Below are 25981 nucleotides of genomic sequence, written 5' to 3'. Positions count from 1 at the left end.
TTCTTGTCCATCCTCGAAACGAAAAAAAGCAGGCGGTAGCCGGTCAATTCCTTAGAACTCGGGCGCCTGAATATTTGTATTTCCGTTGTATTCGAGGTAACTCGTGCCACCAAAGCTGTGCTATTGTTGTGAAGCCAAATACTTTGCATATTGAATGGGACGTTCAATCGCTTGCTGGTAGGTTTTCATTTGTCCTAATTCCCGGAAAATTTCCCGGCCAGGCTTAGGATTTACCTCGATCAGCCAAATAAGCCCATTTACATCGATGCCAATATCAAGGGCAAGCTCCAGCATCCGGCCAAAATGCCGTTCGACTGTGAGAGCGGTCCGTTTTGCTAATTGATGACACTCTTTTTTAATCATCTGTGCTCTTTCTGCTCCAAATAACGATTCCAAAAACGAAGCTAACTCTTTTGCCTGTCCCCCACCATGCAGATTAGAGGTAGCTGAATGAATTGGGCCAATCCGAACACCCATTCCAGTCACATCCCAGACACCTGTTTCTTCCTTCTGAATGAGTAAACGGACATCAACTGATCTTGCAGGTAGCAGGTCTATGTGCAAGCCTTGCTGTACAATCCATTTATCCTTCCTTTTCCATGTATCCAGCCATTTGGTTGTTTCCATGAGTGTTTTACATGTAGCTTTGATTTTCTTTCGCTGATCATTTCTTCCCAATAGCTCATAATGATTCCCTACACGTTCCACCTTTACGATTCCTCTGCCACCCGTACCATTGACTGGCTTTATATACACAAGAGAATAGCTTCCTAGCAATTTCGCTATTCTCTCTTCTGTATACAAATAGGTTTCTGGTAGCCACTTTACCATAGAAGGCTCTGCGGACAAGACCTGGTGTACCTTCCATTTATTAGCGAGTCGATTATTTGCATAATGCATGTGATTTCGCTTACGAAAATCTAGATACTTCTTGAAAGCCTGATCAGATCGATAACGATAGCGATCAATCACCACATCCGGCCAAGGAAAGCGTTTAGAAAGCCACCCTTTGTCACGGGACCAATAAAATCCTTGCACTAGCTTCGCTTTTTTATCTACATCTTGAGGGGAAAACAGGTACAGAATTACTCCCAATCGCTTTGATGCTTGGAATAGCTTTTTAAAATAGCCAGGTTCTGCAAACGTCCGTCCTGATCGCCAGGTTAGCACACCGATGATGGTTTTTTTCATACCATCGCCCTTTCATGTGATCTCTAGGCATTGTATTCATTATACGGACATTCGTTTCCTGGCTTTCAGCTTTTTCTCTAGGGTTTGTCTTAAAAGGACTTTTTATTGCTTTATAATCGGGTCTTAAGCTCTTGTAAATCCTGTGGCAGCTTTGCTGTGACCTCCACATGCTGCTCCCCAAATGGGTGGATAAAATGAAGTTTCGTTGCATGTAATGCTTGTCTATTTTGCAGTGCTTGATTTTTTCTAGCCCCATACAAAATATCCCCGAGCAATGGATAGCCCAAATAAGCGAAATGAACACGAATCTGATGAGTCCGTCCTGTTTCAAGACGACAGGATACTTGTGTCGTATCACGATAGCGTTCAATCACATGAAAATGCGTAATAGCTCGGTCACCTTGAGGCGAAACACGTCTTCTCGTTGCATGATGACGATCTTTTCCTATAGGTGCATCTATTTTACCTTGTTCTTCCTGCATGATTCCTTCCACAAAAGCGATGTACTGGCGAGAAATATCTCGTCTTTCCAATCTCTCAGCAAGCATAGCTCCTGCGAGTGGATGTTTCGCATACATCACGAGTCCAGATGTATCTTGATCCAAACGATGAATATGTCGAACCTTGTTCTTTATGTTCTGTTCTTGAAAATAGCCGGCCACCCAATGATCTAATGTCTCATGGTGAGTAGGCTCGGTAGGATGTAAAAGCAAGCCCGCTGGTTTATCAACAATCAAGATATGATCGTCTTCATAGACAATTTGTAAATAACCTTTGACTGGCTCTAATCCCAGTTCCTCTTCCTGACAAACGCGGATCGCAATATGTTGTCCGCTTTCTGTTTTTTGGACTTGGGTTGCTGGTTGGCCATTGACCAGAATCTCTTTGTTTTGAAATAAAAGGTGCGCTGTTTTTTTGGGAAATCCCCATCTTTTTCGAAGCAAGTCTCCAAAAGAAAGAGCAGCCTCTTGTTCGCCTAGCGTGCCAAGAAGCCACTCTCCCTCTCTTTTCATTGAAATCATACCGTACTTCCTTTCTTTGAAAACCATCTATCGGGATGATTGGTGCAGATATGCACATGCGATCCAAATTCAGCTACCTGTCGCATATGTTCTGGATCATCTATCGTCCAAGCTATGATATGAAATCCCCAATCCCTCGCTTGGTCCGCAATCTCTTGGGTCAGATAAGGATACGCGAGCGATAACACGTCGGCCCCGATATGCTGGGCTTGTTCGTGCAATAAAAGTGGCATTCCATAAATCAATGGTCCCACCTGCAATCGTGGAGCCAATCTTTTTACGTGATAGACGCTCTGATGTTGAAATGATGTAATGATCACATGCTCTTCCATATCATACTGTTCGATTAAACGGATCACTTTTTCTTCCAGCACCTGCTCCTTGCTTGCCACCATCTGCTTTAGCTCTATATTGAGCCATTTTTTCTCACGATTGGCAATGAGCACTTCTTCCAAGGAAGGAATCGTCTCGCCGACAAATTGCTTGTTGAACCAACCGCCTGCATCGAGAGAACGCAACTCTGCAAACGTATGATCCTTAACCCATCCAGTTCCATTCGTGGTACGTCCCAACGAATAGTCGTGAATAACCACAGGAATTTGGTCCTTTGTCAGTTGAACATCAAATTCAATCCCATCTATGTTTGGGTGTTCAAGTGCCATTCGGATAGACGCCAAAGTATTTTCTGGAGCAACTCCTGACCAACCCCGGTGCGCGATGCATACATTGCTTCGCAAGCTCAACCCTCCTTGAAAGAACTCCAGTTTTCCCTCATTGCTTATAGTTATGAGCATTTTCAGCAAAATCTGCTCAAATTGTTTGCAAAAGCTATAACGTCCTTACATTTTTGAGAGCGAATTTTTGCTTTAAAGTTCTGCGCTAATTTGCACGGAACGATCTAAAAATTGCTCGATCTCTTCACGACTTTTAGCTAATTTGCTTACAAAACGTATAACTTCCTTGCCATTCTTGAACGTAACAAAGCTAGGGATACCCATGATCTCTAACTGCTGAGACAATTCAGGAAGGTCATCACGGTTAACTGCTATCATATCCAATTGTTCTTTATAGGCTTCCTCTAACTCCGGCATAAACGGGTCGATCCGAAAGCAGTCAGGGCACCAGGTCGTATAAAATTTAACTACAACCGGTTTGGAAGAACGAATGGCTTCTTGGAATGCTTCTTCTGTTTTAATCTCTTTCATGTATGTATCCTTCCTTTCCATGATGTTTTGTTGATAGTGTAACACACCTGCTACTTTTTTGTCTCTACACCAGGTTTAGTGAGTACTGCTTTCCGGCTAAGGCTATCTCTTCGCGTAATGCTAGCATTGGAGCAGATAAATGCTTATCTTTATGGGATGCGACTACTAAGGTTCGATTAGGGCGCGTTAATAGATGCACATAAGCGGGACAGACGTTACCGTTCATTGAACCTGTAATCATATGAGGCGCAAAAGAAACTCCCATGCCTGATGCTACTAAAGCTTGCACCGTCTGAATGTTGGAGCTTTCAAACACTACTTTAGGCATAAAACCAGCCTGCTCGCACAATGTGAGTGAGATGGTACGAAATCCTTGCCCCTCTTTTAACAGAATAAATGGTTCATCTGCCAATGCCTTTAATTCAACAACCGGCTCCTCCGCAAATGGATGCTGAGGTGGTAAGGATAAATATATTTCCTCCTGTAATACCTGCGTTGTTACTATTGCTGGATGTTGTATCGGCATTGTTAGCAAGCTCATATCCAGCTTCCCATTCACCAGCATTTGCTCCAGGTTGCTAGATGTGTCTTCTATTAAAGTAACCTCGATGCGAGGATAGCGTTTCGTAAAGGCTGAAAAAGCTTCCGGCAACACAAACGCCCCTGTGATCGGAAGGCTACCAACTACGATTCTCCCCGCGTTCCCTTCTGCAAATTGAACCATTTCACGTTCTAATGCATCTGCTTTCACAATGAGCTGAGTGGCTAATTGTAGAAATCGATGGCCCGCATCAGTTAGCTCGACTCGTTGTGGCAACCGCTGAAACAACAGAACACCCCACTCACGTTCTAATTTTGCAATTTGTTGACTAAGTGATGGTTGTGCTAAATGAAGCTTCTCCGCTGCACGAGAAAAGCTTTTTTCTTGAGCTACCATCAACACATATCTTATTTGTCGCAATTCCATCTCTGTCTCCACCACCTATTCGTTGCTTCTTTCCATACATATAGGTAATTCCTATCCATTCTATAATCATTATATCTTTGTGCTATTTACTTATCCATGATACAACTAAAAAAAAGCAGGAACGCGATTACAATGTAGAGGAGAGGAAATACGATGAAAGCACGCACACTTTTTGAAAAAATCTGGGATCAGCACGTCATTCACGAAGAACCGGGAAAACCTAGCTTATTATATATCGATTTACATTTAGTACATGAAGTAACCTCCCCACAGGCTTTTGAAGGTTTACGTCTAGCTAATCGGAAGGTACGCCGTCCTGATCTTACTTTTGCAACGATGGATCACAATGTGCCCACGAAGAACCGCTATCTTGTAGAAGACCCCATTTCACTAACACAGATGGAGACCTTAACTAATAACTGTCGAGATTTCGAAGTACCACTTGCAGATTTAGACAGCCCAGATCAAGGAATTGTTCACGTCATTGGACCCGAACTTGGGTTAACTCATCCGGGTAAGACAATTGTTTGTGGAGATAGTCATACCTCTACACATGGCGCTTTTGGTGCTCTTGCTTTTGGCATCGGAACCAGTGAGGTGGAACATGTATTGGCAACTCAATGCTTGCAGCAAGCAAAACCAAAAACAATGGAAGTCCATGTCAAAGGTCCAATGCCACTAGGTGTCTCTGCGAAAGATTTAATTTTGGCTATTATCGCAAAATTCGGCACTGACTTTGCCACAGGCTATGTTATTGAATATACAGGGGAAGCTATTCGTCAATTGACAATGGAAGAACGGATGACAGTTTGTAACATGTCCATTGAGGCTGGAGCACGTGCAGGTCTGATCGCTCCGGATAATACTACTTTCGCATACTTAAAAGGTCGCCGGCATGCTCCTCAAGGAGAAGCATTTGACCAAGCTGTTGCTGTATGGAAAGAGTTGGTGACGGATGAAGGTGCCGAATATGATGCTTACATTGAGCTTCATGCAAGCGAGATTGAGCCACAAGTAACCTGGGGAACTAGTCCCGGTATGGGAACCGGCATCACTAGGAATGTCCCTCTTCCTGAAGAATTTATGAGCCAAACCGAACAAAAGGCGGCACGAGATGCCCTTTCTTATATGGGATTAGTTGCAGGTACTCCCATGACCGAAATCGCTATTGATCGTGTGTTTATTGGCTCCTGTACAAACGGACGGATTGAAGATTTACGCCGTGCCGCTGCAGTAGCTAAAGGTCGCAAGGTATCCTCCAAGGTTAATGCCATGGTCGTGCCAGGGTCACAAGCAGTCAAGGAACGTGCTGAACAAGAAGGATTACATCAAATCTTCATTGAGGCTGGCTTTGAGTGGCGGGAATCTGGTTGCTCCATGTGTCTTGCGATGAATCCAGATATTTTGTCACCAGGTGAGCGTTGCGCTTCCACCTCTAACCGTAACTTTGAAGGCCGACAAGGACGCGATGGACGCACACATCTTGTGAGTCCTGAAATGGCGGTTGCCGCCGCGGTCGAAGGTAGATTCGTTGATGTCCGCCAATGGCTAAACACTGCTTCTGTCGTGTGAATAGACGTTAGGACTTCGACATTTGCAAGTAAACAGCTTATCTTGCAATCGTTGAGTCATTCAAGATGTAACAGGTAATTTTGTTGGAGAAAAGCATAAGCTCATCCCTACATGTAAAAGGAGGCACTATCCATGGAACCATTTGTAAAAGTAACTGGTTTGGCTGCTCCCGTTGATCGGGCCAATATTGATACAGATGCTATTATCCCCAAACAATTTTTAAAGCGCATTGAACGTACAGGCTTTGGTCAATTCTTGTTTTATGAATGGCGCTTTACGATTGATGGCGAGCGAATTGATTCATTTGTCCTCCATCAGCCGCGTTATGAAGGAGCAACGATTCTTCTTGCACGCAATAACTTTGGTTGTGGCTCCTCACGCGAGCATGCACCTTGGGCGTTGTTGGATTTTGGATTTAGAGTAATCATTGCACCGTCCTTTGCAGATATCTTTTATAATAACTGCTTTAAAAATGGAATTTTGCCAATCAAATTAACAGAACAACAGGTAGAGGAATTGTTTACACGTACGGAAGCTACTGAAGGCTATACATTATCTATTGATTTAGAAAATCAAGTAGTAGAGGATGACAGGGGTCTCTCCTATCCTTTCGAGGTAGATCCTTATCGCCGATATTGCTTGTTACATGGTTTGGATGATATTGGAATTACTTTACAACAAGAAGACAAAATTGTGGCTTATGAACAAAAAATGCCTGCATGGTAAGTATTAAATAATTGAGACACAGAGGAAAAGGGTTCACCAGCAGGTGGCCCTTTTTTTCATTATGATAAGTCTCTCATCGCAAAACAGCTTCGTTTTTAGCATAAATAGATTTCCTTGACAGCATATGATTGGTTTTCATTTTGCTCTCCTAGCTTTTTTCATATAGAATCCCGCTATTAAAGTTCCTTCCTTATTCTTCGTCTCTGGAGAACCTACTGCTTGTAAATTTCTCAAAATCTATTCATTCGCGAAGGTCTTGTTGAAAAAGAATATATCAGATAAGAGAACTGAGAAAATAGCTGATCTGGGTAACTCTGGCCTCTTAAAAAGCTCCTATTCCCCATCTTTCCTCCTATTTCAAAAAAATACCTGTGTCAATGCACAGATATGGCAATTAGGCATACAGTGTATGAATTACAAAAAAGTATTGGAGAGGTGTTCATGTTTTATAATCCGTATGATTATAATCCGCATTATGATGACCCGTATCATTATGTAGAAGTTCAGCATCGTGTGAATCGTTTTTTTGAACATATAGACGGAAAAGGTGCTTCTTTCACTCTGAACTCGGGAGAAAGATTGTCATACGTGGGGGATGCTTGGAACGACAGAATTTCGTCTGTACGTGTCGCACCTAAAACGCTTGTTGTTTTATATGAGCATATAAATTTTACAGGTAGAAAAAAGCTGCTTGAAAATTCAAGTAATCGTTCCCATCTCTTCAACATTCACGAAGATTTTAATGATATCACTTCTTCTATTAAAACTTTTCGACTCTGCTAAATAAGAGATAAATCTCCTGCACCTGGTCTGACCATATTTCTATGGGCTAAAAGCGATGATGTCAAGATATGAGACGCCTTTCTAAATCGTTGTATCCCTTTATCTAAAAATGTGTTTAGCAAAGCATACGGTATTATTGAAGACCCGTTCGGTATTCAAATACAATTAATGTTTGATGATAGATTACAATAAGAAATTATCGACGTATCCCCGCCGAGCAAACCGTAATCATGAAAACGCCCGGGTCTAAACCCGGGCGCCTTCATAAGCCGCAGACAGTAGTTAACCATCTCCGCATCTAACGGGCGGTTTCGGCGTTATATTATGGCCAAGAACGCTCACCCTTGATTACCTGAGCGCCCATTTCCAGATCACTTATGTTCTTTAAGTCCGGATAGGCCTTCTTCATCGCTGCAATCAGCTCAGCGGAGTTCTTGGCCTGCTTTGCCGCAGCATCAAATTTTGTAATGTAGTCACGGGTGAAGGTGACGGTGGATATATCTTCAGAGCTCTTGTTCATGAAATGGCCCGGGATAACTCGTTCAGGCTTCAGAGCGAGAACTCGGTCCAGAATCTCCCGCCAGTGGTCACGGCTCTCTAGAGTCTGGTTGTCTGCCATCCAGACATGCAGGTTCTCATAGACCGGCACACCACCCAAGATGGTCTTTTTCGACGGAACCCAAAGGACTGTGTGAGACGGATCCGAACCGTCGAGACCGATCACCTGCACGGTTTGGCCATCAACCGTTAGCTTATCCCCGTCAAGGACATCAGGGACGATCATCGCAGTTGGGGCGTTTTCTTTCATGAGCGGACCCCAGAATTCACTCTTAAGCTTGATAGTTGCCTTGATCCCTTCCACTGTAGCAGGGGTGGCAACGATCTTTACATCAGGAAATGCCTCGCGGATCGTCGACAGACCGAAATAGAAATCCGGATCCTGGTGGCTGACATAAACTGTAGTCAGCTTCTTACCGGTTTCGCGGATCATCTTAACCAGTTGCGCGGCGTTGCTCTTTTCGAACTGAGCATCGACGAGCAGCACCTCGCTTGGCCCTTCGATCAGGCTAGATGTGACGGAGAAGAGCCCGTTTTCTCCAGGGTTGAACGGCGTGATCTTGAGTTCAGCCGCCGGTTTCTGAGTTCCCTCGCTCGCGGTATTCGTCTTACTCGGCTCACTGGAGCATGCGCTCAGCAATAGCGTGAAACAAAGCAACATAATAACTCCTATTGATGATTTCTTGCTAAACATCGGTAAATCTCCCTCTCTCTAATAATAATAACGGTTATCAAAATCGTAACGTAATGCCGTCAGCACAAGCTGCTCACTCAGATTCACTTCCGGCATCGTCCGACACGTTCAACGACTGCGATTCCTTCCAAGCCGTCTGCAAAGCATTGAGAAACATGTCGGTTGACTGCGCCCCCGATACGGCATATTTGCGGTCGATGACGAAAAACGGCACTCCACTGACGCCAAGCCGGCTTGCTTCTTCCTCATCCGAGCGAACATCGACGGAATAATCATCACCAGCAAGCACCTTGAGCGCTTCATCGCGATCCAATCCGACCTTCACCGCTAATTCCACCAGCGTTTCGTGGTCGCCCAAATGCCGGGAGTCGGTAAAGTATGCCTGGAACAGTTCCTGTGTCATCGGGTTCATTTTACCTTGCTTGAATGCGTACTTCGCTAACCGATGGGCATCGAATGTGTTCGTCAGAATCAAGGTGTCAAATTGGAATGTAAGCCCGACTTCCTTCGCTTTACTGCTAAGATTTTCGTTCATCGCAATCGCTTGATCCCGGCTCATGCCGTACTTGGCGACCAGCATGTCATGTACGTCGTAATCCACGTCCCTCTGTGCTTTCGGATCAAGCTCGAAGCTTCGAAAAACAACCTCAACATCATCTTTGTGCGCAAATTTATCAAGCGCCGCTTCGATCTGTTGTTTGCCGATGTAGCAGAAAGGACAAGCAAAATCGGACCAAACTTCCACTTTCATTCTGGGAACCTCCTTTCCATTTATTTCGAGATTTTTTGTTGTAACCACTTAAGTTACAACAACTCCAAAAAAAATGGGTTCACTTTTTCATGTTCATATGTTCGGCAAGTTCGGAAAGCAGCTCATGCATCGTTATGTCAGCCAGAATCGCTTCCATGGCGTTTTGGGCCCGTCTTACGATCAGTTCCAGAACGGCTTGAATGTTCGCACCGACCGGACAGTCGGGATTCGGCTGTTCATGGAGATGAAAGAGCTCCCCTTCCTCCACGACTTCCGCCGCCCGGTAAACATCCAGCAACGTAACTTCTTCCAGCCCTTTAAGTAAAAAAGCTCCGCCTTTACCGGCTCGAACGCCCGCCAATCCTGCTTTCTTTAGTTGCCCGAGTATTTTCCGAATGATAACCGGATTCGTTCCGACGCTACCAGCAATCCATTCCGATGTGCAGTGCGCATCCTTGGCTGTAGAAAGTAACGAAAGAATGTGAACCGCTATGGAAAATCTGCTGCTTATTTTCATTACTGACACCCTCTCGATGTAACTATTATAGTTACAACTAACCATGAGTGTCAAGAGGGATTTTTAATTTGTTAATTTTGTAAAAGGAGCTTTGATATATTTCATTGTTTCCGTTCAGATATACTGTTTAACAAAGTGGATCAAGAATTTTACTTGCCATCAAGACGTCCCCATTCCATGAGATGACGTGGAGATTATGCAATGGCTAGAAATTAAATTTTCCTCACAAACGTAAAGCCCTCTGCCACTTTATTGTGACAGAGGGTTCATAGTAGTTAACGGCGAACAGATTAAAACAATGATTTTATTAGGAAAAACCTTCCCAGGCTAACAGGGATATCACTATCCCTTTTTTATATATTAAAGGTATTTCTACCTTCGAACTACTCCCTAGTAGCGGCAGATTGATTCAAGCCAAGGATTTCAATGGCTTGCTCTCTTAGCTTATATTTTTGAATTTTACCAGAGGCAGTCATTGGGTAATCACTTACAATTTGTACATAATATGGAATTTTGAAGCGAGCAATCTTCCCCTGACAGAAATCTTTAAGCTCATTTGATGTCAGGGTTTCGCCCTCCCGTACTTTAACGCATGCCAATACCTGTTCACCATAGTGAGGATCAGGAACACCAATAACCTGTACATCCAACACCTTGAGATGGGTATACAAAAACTCTTCAATCTCACGTGGATAAATATTTTCTCCTCCACGAATGATCATGTCTTTCAGGCGCCCTGTTATGCGATAGTACCCCGATTCATCAACGGTTGCTAAGTCTCCCGTATGGAGCCAGCCCTCAGAATCAATCGCCTGAGCTGTCTGTTCCGGCATTTTATAGTATCCTTTCATAACCTGATAGCCTCGCGTACAAAGTTCACCCTGCTCGCCTCTAGCCACCTCTTCCCCTGTTTCCGGATTCATTAGCTTAATTTCAACCGGATCATGCTTACGACCTACTGTTGACACACGAAGCTCGATGCTATCATCTACTCTAGTCTGAGTCACGACTGGCGATGATTCCGTCTGCCCATATGCAATAGTAATATCACGAATCCCCATTTTATCTACGACATTTTTCATTACTTCTTCTGGGCAAGGCGAACCCGCCATGATACCGGTGCGCAATGAGCTTAGATCATACTGCGCAAACGTGGGGTCATTCAGCTCTGCAATAAACATAGTTGGCACTCCATATAGCGCAGTACACCTTGTCTTAGAAACCACCTCCAACACAACTTTGGGCTGAAACGTAATGATAGGAACCATCGTCGCTCCCGTTGCTACGCAGGCTAAAGTTCCCATGACACAGCCAAAGCAATGAAAAAATGGTACTGGAATGCAAACGCGATCTTCTTGGTGTAAATTTTGACAACTAGCTACTTGAATTGCATTGTTAATAATATTGTTATGACTAAGCATGACGCCTTTTGGAAATCCTGTCGTACCTGAAGTATATTGCATATTAACTACCGAATCGGGATGAATCGTCTTTTGACAATCAATCTGCTCCGCTTCCGTCACTTGTTCAGCTAGCTCATAGAGGTCCTTAAATAAATACATGCCTGGCTGGCGCTCTTCACCCAGATAGATTACTCGGCGTAATTGAGGGAGGCGTTCTGCTTGAAGCTCTCCAGGTGTCGCAGTTTGTAGTTCTGGGCAAATTTCATGCAACATGTCGACATAGGAAACACCCTTAAACTGATCAATTAATAGTAAGGTAGTAGCATCCGATTGATGCAGCAAATATTCGAGCTCATGTGTACGGTAGTTTGTATTAACGGTCACGAGCACACCACCTATTTTAGCTGTGGCAAACTGAGTTAATACCCACTCTGGAACATTATTAGCCCAAATTGCTATATGTTCCCCTGGCTGGATACCTAGGGCCATAAATCCCCGAGCTAATTGATTGCACACCAACTGAAACTCCCGATATGTATACGTAAGTTCACGCTCATGATAAATAATGGCTTCCTTGTTAGGAAACATGTCTGCTGTCTCATCTAATAAATCACCCATCGTAATAGAACGTAGATCAGCCATTTTTTCGACCTCCTAGCCGTATTAATCAGAACATTCCATCAAACCATATATTTTCCTGCTTCCTGCTATATACCATCATATCTGTTAATGGTCATTTTATATAGCAAAAAGTCCCCGATAAGGTATCAACCATCGAGGCACTTCTTTCCCATCTATTTGATTTGCAGTATTTTTACTGTTTCTACCTTGTAAGATAGATGATTCGGGTAAGCTAATTCTATTTTCAATTCGTGCTCCCCTTTTGGCATATTTTTAATAGTAAATTGGGGTTGATAAATCTTCTGAATCATTCTTCCATCCACATAGAGATGTGCATGTCCCTTCCCATGCATGGACTCCAATTTTTGTTCTGCGTTGGACTGCTCTTCTGTAAAGGTAAAGCCTGTGGTGATGAGATTAACAGCTATCTCATTATTCTCTACCTGTACATCCATAGCTACCTGAGGCCTTTCGGAGGCAAACGGGTTGTCTGCTACTTTTGCTGTTGTCTCCATGCTTTCCCGATCAAATTGGAACAGGGTTGCGACATGTAATGGATCTTTCCATATTACCAGTACGATGGCAAGTACTAAGCCAACCCCTACAGCAGAGCCATATAGCAACTTGCGCAAACTAATTACAAATACTTTCATTCGTAACTCTCCCTTTCCGCCCTATTTGTACATGCATACGCGAGAATGAAGAGAGTTAGAAGTAAATCTTGTAGAAAACTGCTACAAGCATATGAGGCTTATATATTTCATCAAATCTTACCTGAGGAATTCCTTCCTTTTTCCTTCGATTATGAAGCGTTATCCCTAAATATCCATCCCTGTTTCGCTTCTACGCAATACGATTTTGCCAAATTGTTCCGAATCCTGTAGTCGTTGCAGGGCAGTTACACCTTGCTCCAGCTCATAGACATGATCGATAATCGGGCGGATTTGATGTTGTTCCATAAAGCCTAGCATCTCAATAAATTCTTCCTTACTACCCAGTGTAGTTCCTAGAATATTACACTGGCTGTAAAAAAAGCTTCTTAGATTAAATTCTATGATATCACCGGTAGTAGCACCAAATGTAACGCACGTCCCCCCGGGGCGCAGTTGATGCAAGGATTGCTGAAATGTAGCAGGACCCACACTATCAAACACGACGTCAACCTTCTCGCCCTGTAAGGCCTCGTTCCAATCGGTTGCTGTATCAATCGCAACGTCAGCACCTAGTTGCAGAGCCCTTTCTTGTTTCGCTTTGCTCCGAGAAGTAACAATGACACGACATTCCAAGGCTTTACTCATTTGAAGTAAAAAGGTAGCTACCCCACTCCCAATTCCAGGAATCAACACCGTATTTCCCTTTTTGACTTGTCCTTTTGTACATATGGCGCGATAAGCGGTAAGAGCTGCTACAGAGAGTACTCCAGCTTCTTCCCATGTTAGATAGGTAGGCTTTTTCACGAGTAGGGAAGCAGGAACCACAATATACTGAGCATGGGTCCCATCGAAGGAAGTCCCTAAAATCTCGAACGAGGCAGGAGGAGCATCGCTTTTGGTTAACCAGTTTACGCCTGCATGCAAAATTACCGCGTCACCGACATGCCATCCCTCTACTTCACTACCTATTTCTTCAATTTCTCCAGTACCATCAGCACCCAGAACGAGCGGAGCGTCTTGTTCGCTTCTCCACATGATCGTGAGTAAATCCCGACGGTTTAAACCAGATGCCTTCAACCGAACTAGCACCTCATCAGCAGCCAATATCCGTTTAGCTCGTTCTTCTATTGTTACTCCTTTTAAGCCTGCTTGACCGTGATGTAGCAATGCTTGATACATAGTTCCTTCCCCCTTTTCACTACAAATGACATTCTCATTAGATTTAGGAGACAAAATATTGAATCAATTCGTCTACTCGAATCATTTTTACCTCTTCTGCAAACTGATTACTAGCACTGCATACAGACAACGGATATCCTTTCGCTAGCTGATATTGTTTAAAAAACCAATTCGTCTGTGACGGTATCTCTTCGCTAAAATCAATGGTACCATTCTCATTTTTTCTAATGGAAAAAGAGGAAAGAGGAATGGATAGCCCCTTGCCAACTGCCTTGATGTAGCTCTCCTTCAATGTCCAAAGGTCATAAAAATACGACAGTTGTTCTTCTCCTTCCGATTTTACTACTAAATCCGTGTACTCTTGCTTTGAAAAGTAATGCTTAGCAATTTCCATCTCTATGGGCTTTTGCTGTTCTACATCAATTCCTACAGGTTCAATGCCTGTACCGCACACTACCCATTCACCAGAGTGAGACAAGTTCACATTGCAATTGGTATATGGCAGGTAAGGTTTACCATACTCATTGTACTCAAATTGAATCTCCTCTTTAGAAATAAAGTGATATGTAAGCAAAATATAGCGAACGAGTAAATCAGCCAGCAATCCCCTATAGGCATCCTCACGTCTGCGAAATCGAAGGATTTTTTCACGTTTTTCTTGGGATACATGATCTAATAAACGTGTAAATGTATCCTTCTCTAGTTCTGCTGGTATATGTAGAGCAAATACGTTTGTCATGTAATTCCCCTCTCCCTTTTCCATATTTTAGAGGATATCTACAAACAAATCTACCATGTCATCTGAAATCTTTAGATCTGCTCGAAATAAATAGAAGGGCTTCTCAACACTCCGAATGGAGGAAAGAGAGCCCTTCTGTTGGTTACGTTCTGCTATCCCTAAGCGACATTTCTATTTTTCTTCCCCTATTGCACCCTCTGCGGATGCCACTAATGATCTCTGTAATCTCTTTTGCATGCGCTTATCTCTTTTATAGTTCCACCAATCCCGAATTCCTTCAAAAACGGAATACAGCACCGGCACCAGCACTAGTGTAACTAACGTATGAAACACAAGTCCCGCTATTACTACAGTTGCGAGTGGAGCTTCTAAGCTAGCACCATCTCCAAATGCTAAAGCCATGGGTACCATGCCCAAAATGGCAGTAATTTTAGTCATCAAAACGGGGCGTACTCGCTCATGGGTCCCTTGAATAATTGCGGCTTGTAACGGTACGCCGCGTTTTCTAAGTAAATTTATTCGATCGATTAACAAAATCGCATTGGAGACGACAATACCAATTAACATAATGATGCCAATGATGGACATAGCTGTCATCATGCGTTGTGTCAACACGAGACCAGCAACAACGCCTACTCCTGCCATAGGTAATGTCAGCATGATGATAAATGGATGCGACAAACGTCCGAATTGCGCAACCATAATCAGATAGATGCAAGCAATAGCGCCTAAAAACACAAACAATGCACTGGACATATTGCTTTCTTGATTTTTAAGACTGCCTGCTAACTCCACTTGCAAGCCAGCCGGCACTACCAATTGATCCAGCTTCGTTTGTAACAAACGGGTAGCATTCCCTGGATCGATTCCTACAAGATCGGCAGACACTTTAATGACACGTTCCCCGTTGCGGTGATTAATTTGTTGTGGCGTCTTTCCATATTTCCATTCGACGACATCTATTAGTGGAATCATTGTCTGATTTTGTGTGGGAATTAACAGCTTCTTTAGTTGCTCAGGATGTTTCATTTCTTGCTCAGGCAGTCGAGCCATTACATCCACATTTGTACCGTCGGTTGTAAGTTCAGCCACTTTTTGCTCACCCATCATGCTGGATAAATGCTGAGCTAGTACCCGTTCGTCCACCTGTAATCGATTCATTGCTTCTTTTATGGGAATGAGGGTTATCTTTTCTTTGCCCTCACTAAAATCGTTGCGAACACCTGAAATACCCTCTATACCAACAAGCATTGCTGATACTTGCTCACTTAATTCTTTCGCCTTCTCTAAATCTTTGCCAGTAATCTCTACTTCAACAGTTACTGCACCACCGTCTGGGCTATTGGTGCTAAAGGAAAAGCGTTCTACACCTGTTACTTCTTTTGTTGTTTCCATGATCTGCTTGGCAACTTCTTCTTTGCTCAATGAGCGCTCTGCTCTCGGTAATAAGGCGATTTGTAACTGCAATCGTTCTAAATTTCCACCAATGTATGCATCTTTAACTTCTTTTATCGCAGACAATTTTTCTTCCGTTTGAGAAATGACTTGTTTGGCCGCCTCCAAGGACGTTCCATGTGGCAACGTAATATCTGCAAAGATAAAGTTCTCATTCACATCAATCCCCAGATTGGTTTTAACGTGGGGGGCCAGCACAAAGATACTGCAAAACATGAGAAAAGCTAGACCAAGTGTAACAAATCGTCGACGCAAACACAGATGCAAGATACGGTCGAAGCCACGCACCAGGATATTTTCCTTTTGATTTTCTCCATTCACCTTTTGCTTATCATTTTTTAGAAAGCTATCTGAGAAAATCGGTACAAAGAAAATTGATACAATCGTAGATGATACAATAGCCGCTGTCACTGTAAAAGCAATCGTAGTAAATATAGGCGTCAACGCTTCATCAAAGCCTGCTAATACCAAAGGTAAGAATACAACTACCATGGTGATCTGTGATGATAATACAGGCGTAAGCACCTCTTTCGTACCCAGTAAAATTGACTCACGCAATGCTTTTCCCTGCTCTCGGTAGTGATAGATACTCTCTAGTACCACGATTGCAGCGTCAACAATTAAACCAACGGACAGACTAAGAGAAATAAGCGTTACCATATCGAAATTATAGCCAAATACCTTCAGTGCAATAAATGTCATTAAAATCGAAAGCGGTAGCGTGGTAGCAATGACCATCGTAACCCGCCAGTTACGTAAAAAGATAAATAAGATCAAAATAGCGAGAGCCCCACCGATCATAACATCTCTGCTTAAATTACTAATGGAATGCTCGATAAAAGAAGCCGCTTCAAAAATGGATGTAAGATGATAAATTCCGTTTGCTTCTTGATTGATCTGGGCAATAAGCTGTTCTACCCTTGCTTGGGTTGGTATAATTTCGCTACCCTCTGTACGTTTTATCGAGATACCAATGTAGGGTTTTCCTTTATAGATGGCAAGCGTCTGATCACTCTCACTTCCACGTAAATCTTTCACGGTTGCCAATTGGTCAAGCAATGTCATTCCCCTTGGTGTTGGGATCATTACAGATTTTAATTCCTCTACATGCTGTAGTGTCTTATCCAATTCGATAACCGTCTGATAGCCGGCGTTATCAAGTGTTCCGAGCGCCTGCTTCCAATTTTGTTTTTGTAGCTCCTGATAGATCTGCGCAGGGGTTACCTGATAAGCCGAGAGTCTCTCTGGCAATATGGTGATGGCGATTTTATTTTCAAAGCTTCCTTTACTAATCTCTACGCCTTTCACTCCAGATACTGCCTCAATTCGCTCTTTTAGCGTATCCTGAGCATAATTATATAATGATTGAGGATCATTGCCTGTTAAAGCCAACACCATCAGAGTTTCATCACCATAATTGGCCTGATAGATATTACTATGTTCTACCGCTTTCGGAAAATTGGATCGCTCACGATTAATAATGCTCTCCAGTTTTTGCTTCGCTACCTCACCTTTTCCTTCCTTCGCCACCAAAGTGATTTGAACCTTGCCACTAGAAGAGGATGAAAAATAATCCTTTATCTCCTCCATTCCCTTCACTTCATTTTCTACTCGCTCCGCTACTTTTTTCTCCATTTCTTCAGGAGGAAGTGATCCGCCAGAAATAGTAGCAATAATCCAAGGCAAATTCGTTTTTGGAACCAGAAATACTTTAAAGGAGGCAAGAGAAGCAAAGCCTGCGAATAAAATGATGAGAGTTAAGAGATACACAATAAGCTTGCGTTGGAGAAAGAATGATAGGAGTTTACTCATTGTTTTACTCCCTTCACTGCTACGTTCTCACCGTCAACGATATAGGTGATTCCACTTTTTACTACCTGTTCTCCTACTGAAACACCTTTTACAATTTCAATATTTCCATTAATAATCTGTCCGACTTGTACAGGTTGTTTCCTAACAATGCCATTCTCCACCTTCATGACGAAATGGGTCTCATTTGTAAGCCCTACACATTCTAGAGGCAATAAAAATCCCTGCAATGGGCGAGGTACCTTAACATTCGCAACCATACCACCTCGCCATTTTTTATCTGAATTACTTATATGAATCTCCACTCGATATTTCCCGTTTGCTTGGTCGATCACAGGTGAGACAAACTGAATTGTCCCCTTACTGCTTATACCAGAAGCATCCTGTACTTCTACCTGCTTCCCTTCCGTAAAAAATCCCACCTCATCGCTTTCAACAGCCAAAACTACCTTAACAGTTTTCAAATCAACTAGCTCAATTACGCTTTGTCCACCAGCTACGACCTTCCCTGTCTGTTCATGCACTGCTACGATCGTTCCTGAGAATGGCGCAATGATTTTGGTTTGTTGTAAACTCTCCTGCGCTCGTACAGCCTCGCTGTTTGCCTGCGTAATGGCAGCGCTTGCTCTAGCTAGCTGATCTGGATTTGCCCCTCTTTGAAGCTCCTGAAGTGCAATCTGTTCATTTTTTACACTCATCTCTGCTTGCTTCGCTTTGAGAAGAAGAGCCTCATAATCATTTTTTGAAAGCGCACCGCCTTGAAACAAAACATCGCCCTGCTTCGCGGCCTTTTTTGCCTCTGCAGCATTTTGTTGCTCTCGCTCCAGCTTGATTTTTTGCTGAGCAAGTGCTTCTTGAGAGGCTCCTTTCTTTGCTTCCTGAGCGGCAACCGTTGCGGATTGTACTTGCCCTGCGGCTGCCTGAGCAGCTACCTGATATACTTTCGCGTCTAAAGAGGCCAAGACCTGACCTTGCTGTACCTGTGCCCCTTTTTCGGTGTTTACCTGTGCAATTTTTCCTGAACTACCGAAGCCTAGCATTACCTGCTTATTTGCTTCAACTACTCCCGAATATCCTAGTAAAGTTGAAGCTGGTGCTTGTTCAATCTTATAGGTCTCCACCCATTTGTTATTTTTCTCCTCTTGTACGCTAGCTACTGGCTCCACATTACTCCCACAGCCACTAACTAACAAAATAGAGGCGCCCAAAACCGATACGACAACACGTCTCACATCTGTTCCTCCCAGCTCTTTCCTTTTTTATTCTATTCTCTCTAATTTTCTGAAATAACAGAACGGCCAGCAGGTGGAGCTTATATCCAACTTAAGACGGAGATTAATATGTTGTGTTGAAAATAGTAAAATGAAATTTTATACAAAATTTAAATTAATAACCTTTTTTATAGAAAAACAGTAACTCAAGTATATCCTCTTCAATAGGAGCTATCTAACAATTCTTCTCTTCTAAATAAAAAAAAGACCGTCTACTTATATAGACCGTCTTTTTAGAGCTATATGCTAGTTATGAGTGAGCAGGGAGGCTGCTTCCTTATCTAGAAGGAAGATTACATCAGGATGCTTTTGTAAAATAGAAGCTGGCATCGCTTCAGTTATTTCGCCTTGAATCGCTTTCGCCACTGCCTCTGCCTTTTTTACACCTGCTGCGAGGATTACGATTTTTTTACTTTGCATAATGCTAGCAATCCCCATTGTAATCGCATGACGCGGTACATCCTCCTCACTGTCGAAATAGCGAGAGTTGGCTTGGATCGTGTTCTTAGTCAGCTCGACCATACGCGTGCGAGAATCGAAAGAAGCGCCTGGTTCATTAAAGCCAATATGACCATTTTCACCTATTCCTAGAATTTGAATATCTACTCCTCCGTTTGCTCCGATCTCTTCTTCATATCGGTCGCACTCTGCATCCACATTGGTCGTTTCGCCGTTGGGAAGGTGGATATTGCTTGTTGATATATTGACATAAGCAAATAAATGATCATGCATGAATGTCCAATAGCTTTGTGGATGCTCACGCTTAATCGGATAATATTCGTCTAGGTTAAAAGTACGCAATCTTGAAAAGTCCAGCTTTTGATCTTTATAACTAGTAATCAGGTGTCGATAAAATCCTTCTGGTGTTCCGCCCGTAGCTAATCCCAAAACGGAATCAGATTTTTTCTTAATCTGTTTTAAAAAAATATCTGCTGCATAACGGCTGAGTGTGTCATAATCCTCAAAAACCTGTACCTGCATCATCTATTCCTCCGCCTTTTCAAATACGATTTTTCCTTCCACCCAAGTAGCCATAACCTGATATTCCTTCGATAACAGTACAAGATCAGCATCTTTGCCTACTTGGATGCTACCTTTTGTTTCACTAATGCCTAATTTTTTTGCTTGGTTCATTGTAAGCAAGTAAATTGCTTTTTCCAAAGGGATGTTTGTAAACTTCATAAAGTTAGACAATGCTTTATCTAGGGTAAGAACACTTCCCGCTAATGTACCATCAGAAAGACGCGCTTCATCCCCACGAACGATCACATTTTGTCCACCTAAATCATATTCACCATCATCTAAGCCTGCTGCACGCATCGCATCGGTAATGAGCATCATTTGATTTAATTCGCATGCTTTTGCCAAAATACGGATGAAGTTAGGAGATAGATGAATACCATCACAGATAAAATCAAATGTCATTTCTGGATTCTGCATGGCTAAACCGATAATGCCCACATCACGATGGTGCAAGCCCTTCATCGCATTTCCTAAATGGGTCGCGTGGTTTACCCCTTTGCGTAAGCATTGGCATGCGCCATCATAATCTTGTAAGGAGTGTCCAACAGATGCAATGACCTTTTGTTCGCGCAGTAGATCAAATACCTCATCTTCAGTAACCAGCTCAGGGGCTAATGTCATAAGCTTGACTAGGCCTGGACGGGCGATTGAGAAAACCTTTTGCATATTAGCAAGTGTTGGGGGCTCAATCCACTCTCCATTTTGCGCTCCCTTTAAGACTGGATTAATAAACGGTCCCTCCATATGAACGCCAACTACTTTAGCACCTTTGTTCTCCTTTATATTTGAATAAAATTCCAATATTTCAAGATTACGTTCGATGGGAGCTGTCATCGTAGTAGCCAATAGACCAGTAGTACCGTGCTTAGCATGGAAGCTACAAATGCCATCAACTGCTTCCTGTGTGCTGTCCATAAAATCATATCCCGCACCACCGTGTACATGTAAATCAATGAATCCCGGTGCTAGAGTTGCACCTTTTCCATCGTAAACAGATTCTGCTTCTTGTCCATTTTCAGGGCCTACATAGATAATTTTTCCGTTTTCCATAAGGAGAATGGCCTGTTCAAGAATACCTTTTTCTGTGACAATATTCACATTTATAATTTTTTGTGTTTGAGTAACAGTCATGGTGTACTCCTCCTATTTTTCAAACTCCAGGAAGCCTCTGTCTATTTTTGGTTAGGCGTCCAATTTATACGCATTTCCTAGAATTATTATGGAGAAAGCGTTTGTAAAAAAGTCTACGTAAGCGATTTCTCACTTATTATTGTAACAGAAAACAAGGCTGTTACCCAAGAATCTTCTTACTCTTCAAGAAACAGACACACAACTGAAGTATTGACATACCAGCATTCTTGCTTGCTTCTAGCTAGTGTTTCTATATGACAAGCTGTAGTAGTTTACAAACAAAAAAGAGGGTTACACACCCTCCCTTTGTGAGTTCCTGCAACGCTTCTATTTAGATAAAGCTAATTGCTCCAATTCATCTAACAAGCCTTTAAAGACTTCCATTGCTTCCTCGATCGGCTCTGGTTTTGCCATATCGACTCCAGCTTTTTTCAATAATTCAATAGGATAATCGGAACCACCACTAGATAGGAAGTTCAAGTATCGTTCGACTGCTGGTTCCCCCTCCTCCAAAATTTGTTTCGACAGAGAAGTAGCAGCTGAGAAACCTGTAGCATATTTGTACACGTAGAAATTGTTATAGAAATGAGGAATTCTTGCCCATTCAAGATCAATCTCCTCATCGATTACCACAGAGTCTCCGAAATATTTCACATTTAGCTCACGATACATGCTGGAAAGCGAGTCTACTGTCAGCGCATGCCCTTCTTCAATGGTAGCATGAATCATTTTTTCGAATTCAGCAAACATGGTCTGACGGAAAACAGTCGCTCTAAACTGCTCTAAGTAGTAGTTGAGCAGGTACATGCGTTTTTCTTTTTCAGTCGTTTGAGCAAGTAAATGCTGCATTAACAGAGCTTCATTTAATGTAGACGCTACCTCTGCTACAAAGATCTGATATTGAGAATAGGTGTATGGCTGGTTTTTATGCGAATAATAGCTGTGCATGACGTGGCCCATTTCGTGTGCTAACGTGAACATGTTATTGAGGTTATCCTGATAATTCATTAGCACGTAAGGATGAACAGAATATGTCCCCCACGAATAAGCACCGCTCGTTTTGCCTTGATTTTCATAGACGTCTACCCATCCGGAAGTGAATCCTTCATGCAGCACCTTTCCATAGTCCTCACCAAGTGGAGCCAATGAGTCCTCTACTGTTTTAACAGCCTCTTCATAAGGAATTTCCATGTTGGCTTCTGCTACAATCGGAACATATAAATCATACATGTGAAGCTCATCTGCACCCAACACTTTTTTGCGTAAATCTAAATAACGCTGTAGTTCAGGTAAATTCTTATGGATGGTGGCGATGAGATTGTCGTATACGGATTGATCTACATTATCGTTAAATAGAGACGCCTGTAATGCGGATGAATGCTTCCGGGTACGTGCATAGAACACATCACGTTTTACGCTTGCAATCAGTGTTGCTGCAATTGTATTTTTATGGTTTCGGTAGGTTTCATACAAGGCTTTGAAAGCATCGTGACGCACGCGTCGGTCTTTGCTTTCCATGTATTGAGAGTATCGACCTTTTGTTAGTTCAACCTCTTCACCATTCTCATCTGTGACCATTGGAAATTTAATATCTGCATTGTTTAACATTGTAAAAATATTGGAAGGAGCACCTGCAATCTCACGCATTTCAGCAAGCAAGACCTCTTCCTCTGCTGACAACGTATGCGGCTTATAACGAATGATCTCCACTTCTAAAAATTTTCTGTAATGATCTAAACCACTTTCTTCGTTTAGTAAAGCTTCGAGACGCTCATCTTCTATTGCTAAAATTTCTGGTTGGATATATGCCAATGCACTGGAGACCTGCGTAGATAGAGAGGTTGCCCGATCTGTTAAAGCCTGGTATGTAGAGTTTCCGTTATCCTCATCTCTTCTCATGCGAGCGTACACGTACAGTTTTTCTATCAATTGAGATAGCTCATCCATTAATGTCAGCGCTTCTAACAATTGCTTCCCAGAATCAGCCAATTTCCCCTTAAAGCTTTGCGCTTTCTGAATCAAGGTTTTTGCTAGCTCTGCGTCTTTTTCCCAATCGTTAGTGGAAGCATAAATGTCTTCTAGCTTCCATTTGAATTGGTCCGGTACTTCGCTACGTTTGGGTAATGTTTTGCTTTTGTTCACGGTATTACACTCCTTTTTATGGAAAATAGGCAGAGCCATCAGAAAAACTGGTACTATTCTCCATCGTACACCAAGCGAAGCTCTGATTCAATTCTTTGCACCAATAGAAAAAACCTGGCTTCTACACCAGGCTCCCCACTTGATTTCCAATCCCTACATATTCAAATCCAATTTTTCCTAATTCAGAGTGGGGTAATGCATTGCGACCATCAAAGATCAGAGGCTTCCTCATAATGTGGTACACACGTTCATAATCTAATTCAAGAAACTCTCCCCACTCCGTGCAAAGAATGACCGCATCTGCTCCGTTCACAGCCTCATAAGGTGTTTGAGTATAAGTTACCTGCTCACCAGAAAACACGCGTTGCATGTTAGGCATAGCAACAGGATCATAGGCAGTGATGAGCGCTTCCTTTTCTCGTAAGATCGTTAGCAATTTCTGTGCAGGAGCTTCTCGGATATCATCGGTATTTGGTTTAAAAGATAATCCTAATAATGCAATTCGCTTGTTAGCCAGGTCTCCTAAGCGTTGTTCCAGCTTTTGCAAAAACCAAGTAGGCTGTTGCTCATTCACCTTAGCTACTTGATACAAAATAGTCAATGGCTCATCTCTCTCTTCCGCTATTGAGAGTAGAGCAGAAGTATCCTTAGGGAAACAAGAACCCCCATACCCCAAGCCGGCCCGTAAAAATTCTGGACCAATTCTGGAATCAAGACCCATTCCAGTAGCGATAATCGAAATATCTGTTCCTAGCTTATCGCTTAGTCGTGCTAGTTCATTCATGAAAGAAATTCGCATCGATAAAAAAGCATTAGAGGCATATTTTATCATTTCTGCATTTAATCGACTCGTTTTAATCCGCGGTGCTTCAATATTTTTGTATAATTGTTCTAATCGTTCAAAAGCTTGAGTAGACGAGGCCCCCATTACGATGCGAGCTGGCTGTAATGAATCCTGTAATGCACTTCCCTCCCGTAGAAATTCTGGGTTAGAGACAACGTGTATCTGTGGACAATCGGAAAAAAGCTCCGCTACTTGATCATTACTCCCTACAGGTACTGTACTTTTGATGACTAATATGCGTTCATCATCATCGTGACAAAGCAAGTGGTGAACTTGATCTATTAGATCCTTAAAAACACGTAAATCAGCCCTTCCCTCCTGATCGGAAGGGGTGCCTACACAGATAAATATGATCTGAGCTGAAAGTAGTGCTACTGTATGATCAGTTGTAAATTCCAGCTTTCCTCTACTTATTACATCAACCAGAGCTTCATCTAAACCTGGTTCATATATGGGTGATTTGCCGGTTTGCAACAAGCGTATCTTTTCTTCGTCTACATCCACTCCCGTCACTTCATGTCCTGCCATTGCTAGTGCGACCCCTGTTGTAACTCCTACATATCCAGTTCCAATGACGGCTACTTTCATGCTGACACCTCCGCCATGATTTGGTGATATTCATGTTACTTGGTTGCTAAGTGCCTATTGTTTTCTTTTATTAGTCGTATATATACGTTTTCCAAAACCTTACGTTGCTTGTTAATGTCATGTTGTTTTTCCACTTTCACACGTGCATTCAAGGTGTATTCTGTCCACCGTTGTTCTTCCTGGATCATACGAATCATCATTTCGGCAAATTTGCGAGGTGACCTCTCGGGAGCAAGTAACCCGCTTACACCGTGCTCTATCAGTTCTGGAATGCCAGCATGGCTGGTAGAAATAACCGGCCTTCCTGTAGCCATGGCTTCCATTAGTACATTAGGAATTCCCTCTTGATTGCCATCTTTCGCTGTTTGGCAAGCAAGTACAAACATATGACAACGAGCCAACTCCTCGGCTACTTGCAGGTGGCTGACACCGCCTTTAAGCGCCACACTATTTTGTAACTTATAGCGCTTAATCAATTTTTTTAGTTTCTTTTGCTGATCCCCTTCCCCTACTATTGTTAACGTAGCATTTGGAAAAACCTTGTGTACATGTCGAAAGGCGCTTATGAGCGTATCCATTCCTTTTTTTTCTACTAGTCGCCCAATACTTAAAAATTTATAGAAATGATTCCAAACAGGTTGCATAGCCTGATAGGCAAATTTTTGAAGGTCAATTCCTGATCGTAGCAACGTTATTTTGTGTTTCGGGCATCCTAGTTTTATTATCTTTTTTTTCATGTGCTTACTTACTACCGTAAATGCGCTTCCTCTCCGAAACAACTGCTTTAATTGTCGTTTATAGTTAGGATCAACATTGGGCCGGCGGGATACATCCGTTCCGTGAAATGACACCAGTAACGGTAATTTGGAACGTTTGGCAACCGGTAGTAATTCAAGCCCTCCTGTTCCAAATCTAGCGTGGAGTATCTTAATCTGTTTTCTCTTCACCCAATGATGGAGATTTGTTAATTTCTTTTTTACGTAGATTGACTTATGAGGAAATTGATCCACATTAATCGGGTTACTCCTAGTAACTACTAGTGGTTCCACCTGTGTATGTCCAATTAGTTGTTCGTAAATGAAGGTTTCACTTCTTGGAAGATAAATTCGGCGATATAAAAGAACACGATGCATGCTT

The 25981-nt window shown here is 42.6% G+C and carries 22 protein-coding genes and 1 pseudogene; 4 read left to right on the top strand and 19 right to left on the bottom strand.

Annotated features, from left to right (window positions below; genetic code table 11):
* Window positions 1-120: 120 nt before the first annotated feature.
* The 5 genes from BRLA_RS09770 to BRLA_RS09750 form a co-directional block, all read right to left on the bottom strand.
* Window positions 121-1191, bottom strand: a complete 1071-nt coding sequence (locus BRLA_RS09770; protein ID WP_003338648.1) for a YheC/YheD family endospore coat-associated protein — start codon at window positions 1189-1191, stop codon at window positions 121-123.
* A gap of 110 nt (window positions 1192-1301) precedes the next feature.
* Window positions 1302-2213, bottom strand: coding sequence for an RluA family pseudouridine synthase (locus BRLA_RS09765; RefSeq protein WP_003338647.1), 912 nt, complete (start codon window positions 2211-2213; stop codon window positions 1302-1304).
* The gene (locus BRLA_RS09760) at window positions 2210-2950 is read right to left on the bottom strand and encodes a glycerophosphodiester phosphodiesterase (protein WP_003338646.1); all 741 of its coding nucleotides are present in this window, start codon (window positions 2948-2950) and stop codon (window positions 2210-2212) included. The genes BRLA_RS09765 and BRLA_RS09760 overlap by 4 nt, the downstream gene beginning before the upstream one ends.
* Window positions 2951-3079: 129 nt before the next feature.
* Window positions 3080-3463, bottom strand: a complete 384-nt coding sequence (locus tag BRLA_RS09755; protein WP_255253159.1) for a thioredoxin family protein — start codon at window positions 3461-3463, stop codon at window positions 3080-3082.
* Window positions 3464-3482: 19 nt separating this feature from the next.
* The gene (locus tag BRLA_RS09750; protein WP_003338644.1) at window positions 3483-4385 is read right to left on the bottom strand and encodes a LysR family transcriptional regulator; all 903 of its coding nucleotides are present in this window, start codon (window positions 4383-4385) and stop codon (window positions 3483-3485) included.
* A 153-nt stretch (window positions 4386-4538) separates the two neighbouring features.
* On the opposite strand from BRLA_RS09750, the gene leuC reads away from it, so the two are divergent.
* The 4 genes and pseudogenes from leuC to BRLA_RS24605 form a co-directional block, all read left to right on the top strand.
* Window positions 4539-5957, top strand: coding sequence for a 3-isopropylmalate dehydratase large subunit (gene leuC / locus BRLA_RS09745; RefSeq protein WP_003338642.1), 1419 nt, complete (start codon window positions 4539-4541; stop codon window positions 5955-5957).
* A gap of 132 nt (window positions 5958-6089) precedes the next feature.
* Window positions 6090-6683: a 3-isopropylmalate dehydratase small subunit gene (gene leuD / locus BRLA_RS09740; protein ID WP_003338641.1), complete on the top strand. Its 594-nt coding sequence runs from the start codon at window positions 6090-6092 to the stop codon at window positions 6681-6683.
* Between the two features lie 441 nt (window positions 6684-7124).
* Complete coding sequence (locus tag BRLA_RS09735; RefSeq protein ID WP_051876110.1) at window positions 7125-7466, top strand: beta/gamma crystallin domain-containing protein; 342 nt, start codon at window positions 7125-7127, stop codon at window positions 7464-7466.
* Window positions 7467-7559: 93 nt separating this feature from the next.
* A pseudogene (locus BRLA_RS24605) lies at window positions 7560-7658 on the top strand (VOC family protein); the annotation flags it as partial.
* A gap of 130 nt (window positions 7659-7788) precedes the next feature.
* On the opposite strand, the gene BRLA_RS09730 reads toward BRLA_RS24605, so the two are convergent.
* The 14 genes from BRLA_RS09730 to BRLA_RS09665 all read right to left on the bottom strand — a co-directional run bounded on the left by BRLA_RS09730 (window position 7789) and on the right by BRLA_RS09665 (window position 25977).
* Window positions 7789-8718 (bottom strand): MBL fold metallo-hydrolase, encoded by a 930-nt coding sequence (locus BRLA_RS09730; RefSeq protein WP_003338639.1) that lies wholly within the window; start codon window positions 8716-8718, stop codon window positions 7789-7791.
* A 73-nt stretch (window positions 8719-8791) separates the two neighbouring features.
* Window positions 8792-9493 (bottom strand): DsbA family oxidoreductase, encoded by a 702-nt coding sequence (locus BRLA_RS09725; RefSeq protein ID WP_272898016.1) that lies wholly within the window; start codon window positions 9491-9493, stop codon window positions 8792-8794.
* Between the two features lie 55 nt (window positions 9494-9548).
* Window positions 9549-9986 (bottom strand): Rrf2 family transcriptional regulator, encoded by a 438-nt coding sequence (locus tag BRLA_RS09720; RefSeq protein ID WP_003338637.1) that lies wholly within the window; start codon window positions 9984-9986, stop codon window positions 9549-9551.
* Between the two features lie 383 nt (window positions 9987-10369).
* Window positions 10370-12031 carry an AMP-binding protein gene (locus BRLA_RS09715; protein ID WP_003338636.1) on the bottom strand — a complete coding sequence of 554 codons (1662 nt, stop codon included), beginning with the start codon at window positions 12029-12031 and terminating at the stop codon, window positions 10370-10372.
* 152 nt (window positions 12032-12183) lie between these two features.
* A complete protein-coding gene (locus BRLA_RS09710; protein WP_003338635.1) occupies window positions 12184-12663 on the bottom strand; it encodes a hypothetical protein in 480 nt (159 codons plus the stop codon).
* A 165-nt stretch (window positions 12664-12828) separates the two neighbouring features.
* A complete protein-coding gene (locus BRLA_RS09705; protein ID WP_003338634.1) occupies window positions 12829-13842 on the bottom strand; it encodes a zinc-binding dehydrogenase in 1014 nt (337 codons plus the stop codon).
* A gap of 43 nt (window positions 13843-13885) precedes the next feature.
* Window positions 13886-14581, bottom strand: coding sequence for a 4'-phosphopantetheinyl transferase family protein (locus BRLA_RS09700; RefSeq protein WP_003338633.1), 696 nt, complete (start codon window positions 14579-14581; stop codon window positions 13886-13888).
* Between the two features lie 171 nt (window positions 14582-14752).
* Entirely contained in the window at window positions 14753-17848 is a 3096-nt protein-coding gene (locus BRLA_RS09695; RefSeq protein ID WP_003338632.1) for an efflux RND transporter permease subunit, read from the bottom strand.
* Complete coding sequence (locus BRLA_RS09690; protein ID WP_003338630.1) at window positions 17845-19077, bottom strand: efflux RND transporter periplasmic adaptor subunit; 1233 nt, start codon at window positions 19075-19077, stop codon at window positions 17845-17847. Before BRLA_RS09690 ends, BRLA_RS09695 begins: the two co-directional genes overlap by 4 nt.
* Window positions 19078-19362: 285 nt before the next feature.
* Window positions 19363-20097 (bottom strand): glucosamine-6-phosphate deaminase, encoded by a 735-nt coding sequence (nagB, locus tag BRLA_RS09685; RefSeq protein WP_041752538.1) that lies wholly within the window; start codon window positions 20095-20097, stop codon window positions 19363-19365.
* A 3-nt stretch (window positions 20098-20100) separates the two neighbouring features.
* Window positions 20101-21270, bottom strand: coding sequence for an N-acetylglucosamine-6-phosphate deacetylase (gene nagA / locus BRLA_RS09680; protein WP_003338628.1), 1170 nt, complete (start codon window positions 21268-21270; stop codon window positions 20101-20103).
* A gap of 327 nt (window positions 21271-21597) precedes the next feature.
* Window positions 21598-23412, bottom strand: coding sequence for an oligoendopeptidase F (gene pepF / locus BRLA_RS09675; protein ID WP_003338627.1), 1815 nt, complete (start codon window positions 23410-23412; stop codon window positions 21598-21600).
* 121 nt (window positions 23413-23533) lie between these two features.
* Window positions 23534-24844 (bottom strand): UDP-glucose dehydrogenase family protein, encoded by a 1311-nt coding sequence (locus BRLA_RS09670; RefSeq protein WP_003338626.1) that lies wholly within the window; start codon window positions 24842-24844, stop codon window positions 23534-23536.
* A gap of 35 nt (window positions 24845-24879) precedes the next feature.
* Window positions 24880-25977, bottom strand: coding sequence for a glycosyltransferase (locus BRLA_RS09665; RefSeq protein ID WP_003338625.1), 1098 nt, complete (start codon window positions 25975-25977; stop codon window positions 24880-24882).
* Window positions 25978-25981 lie beyond the last annotated feature (4 nt).

Source organism: Brevibacillus laterosporus LMG 15441 (assembly GCF_000219535.2).
Lineage (GTDB): Bacteria > Bacillota > Bacilli > Brevibacillales > Brevibacillaceae > Brevibacillus_B > Brevibacillus_B halotolerans.
Note: the sequence above shows the minus strand (reverse complement) of the source record. Positions and strands in the feature narration are given on the sequence as shown.

Excerpts from the sequence above, each read along its gene's own strand:
- BRLA_RS09770 (WP_003338648.1), bottom strand. The coding sequence starts at position 1,191 with ATGAAAAAAACCATCATCGGTGTGCTAACCTGGCGATCAGGACGGACG.
- BRLA_RS09765 (WP_003338647.1), bottom strand. The coding sequence starts at position 2,213 with ATGATTTCAATGAAAAGAGAGGGAGAGTGGCTTCTTGGCACGCTAGGC.
- BRLA_RS09750 (WP_003338644.1), bottom strand. The coding sequence starts at position 4,385 with ATGGAATTGCGACAAATAAGATATGTGTTGATGGTAGCTCAAGAAAAA.
- leuC (WP_003338642.1), top strand. The coding sequence starts at position 4,539 with ATGAAAGCACGCACACTTTTTGAAAAAATCTGGGATCAGCACGTCATT.
- leuD (WP_003338641.1), top strand. The coding sequence starts at position 6,090 with ATGGAACCATTTGTAAAAGTAACTGGTTTGGCTGCTCCCGTTGATCGG.
- BRLA_RS09735 (WP_051876110.1), top strand. The coding sequence starts at position 7,125 with ATGTTTTATAATCCGTATGATTATAATCCGCATTATGATGACCCGTAT.
- BRLA_RS09730 (WP_003338639.1), bottom strand. The coding sequence starts at position 8,718 with ATGTTTAGCAAGAAATCATCAATAGGAGTTATTATGTTGCTTTGTTTC.
- BRLA_RS09720 (WP_003338637.1), bottom strand. The coding sequence starts at position 9,986 with ATGAAAATAAGCAGCAGATTTTCCATAGCGGTTCACATTCTTTCGTTA.
- BRLA_RS09715 (WP_003338636.1), bottom strand. The coding sequence starts at position 12,031 with ATGGCTGATCTACGTTCTATTACGATGGGTGATTTATTAGATGAGACA.
- BRLA_RS09710 (WP_003338635.1), bottom strand. The coding sequence starts at position 12,663 with ATGAAAGTATTTGTAATTAGTTTGCGCAAGTTGCTATATGGCTCTGCT.
- BRLA_RS09705 (WP_003338634.1), bottom strand. The coding sequence starts at position 13,842 with ATGTATCAAGCATTGCTACATCACGGTCAAGCAGGCTTAAAAGGAGTA.
- BRLA_RS09700 (WP_003338633.1), bottom strand. The coding sequence starts at position 14,581 with ATGACAAACGTATTTGCTCTACATATACCAGCAGAACTAGAGAAGGAT.
- BRLA_RS09695 (WP_003338632.1), bottom strand. The coding sequence starts at position 17,848 with ATGAGTAAACTCCTATCATTCTTTCTCCAACGCAAGCTTATTGTGTAT.
- nagB (WP_041752538.1), bottom strand. The coding sequence starts at position 20,097 with ATGCAGGTACAGGTTTTTGAGGATTATGACACACTCAGCCGTTATGCA.
- nagA (WP_003338628.1), bottom strand. The coding sequence starts at position 21,270 with ATGACTGTTACTCAAACACAAAAAATTATAAATGTGAATATTGTCACA.
- BRLA_RS09670 (WP_003338626.1), bottom strand. The coding sequence starts at position 24,844 with ATGAAAGTAGCCGTCATTGGAACTGGATATGTAGGAGTTACAACAGGG.
- BRLA_RS09665 (WP_003338625.1), bottom strand. The coding sequence starts at position 25,977 with ATGCATCGTGTTCTTTTATATCGCCGAATTTATCTTCCAAGAAGTGAA.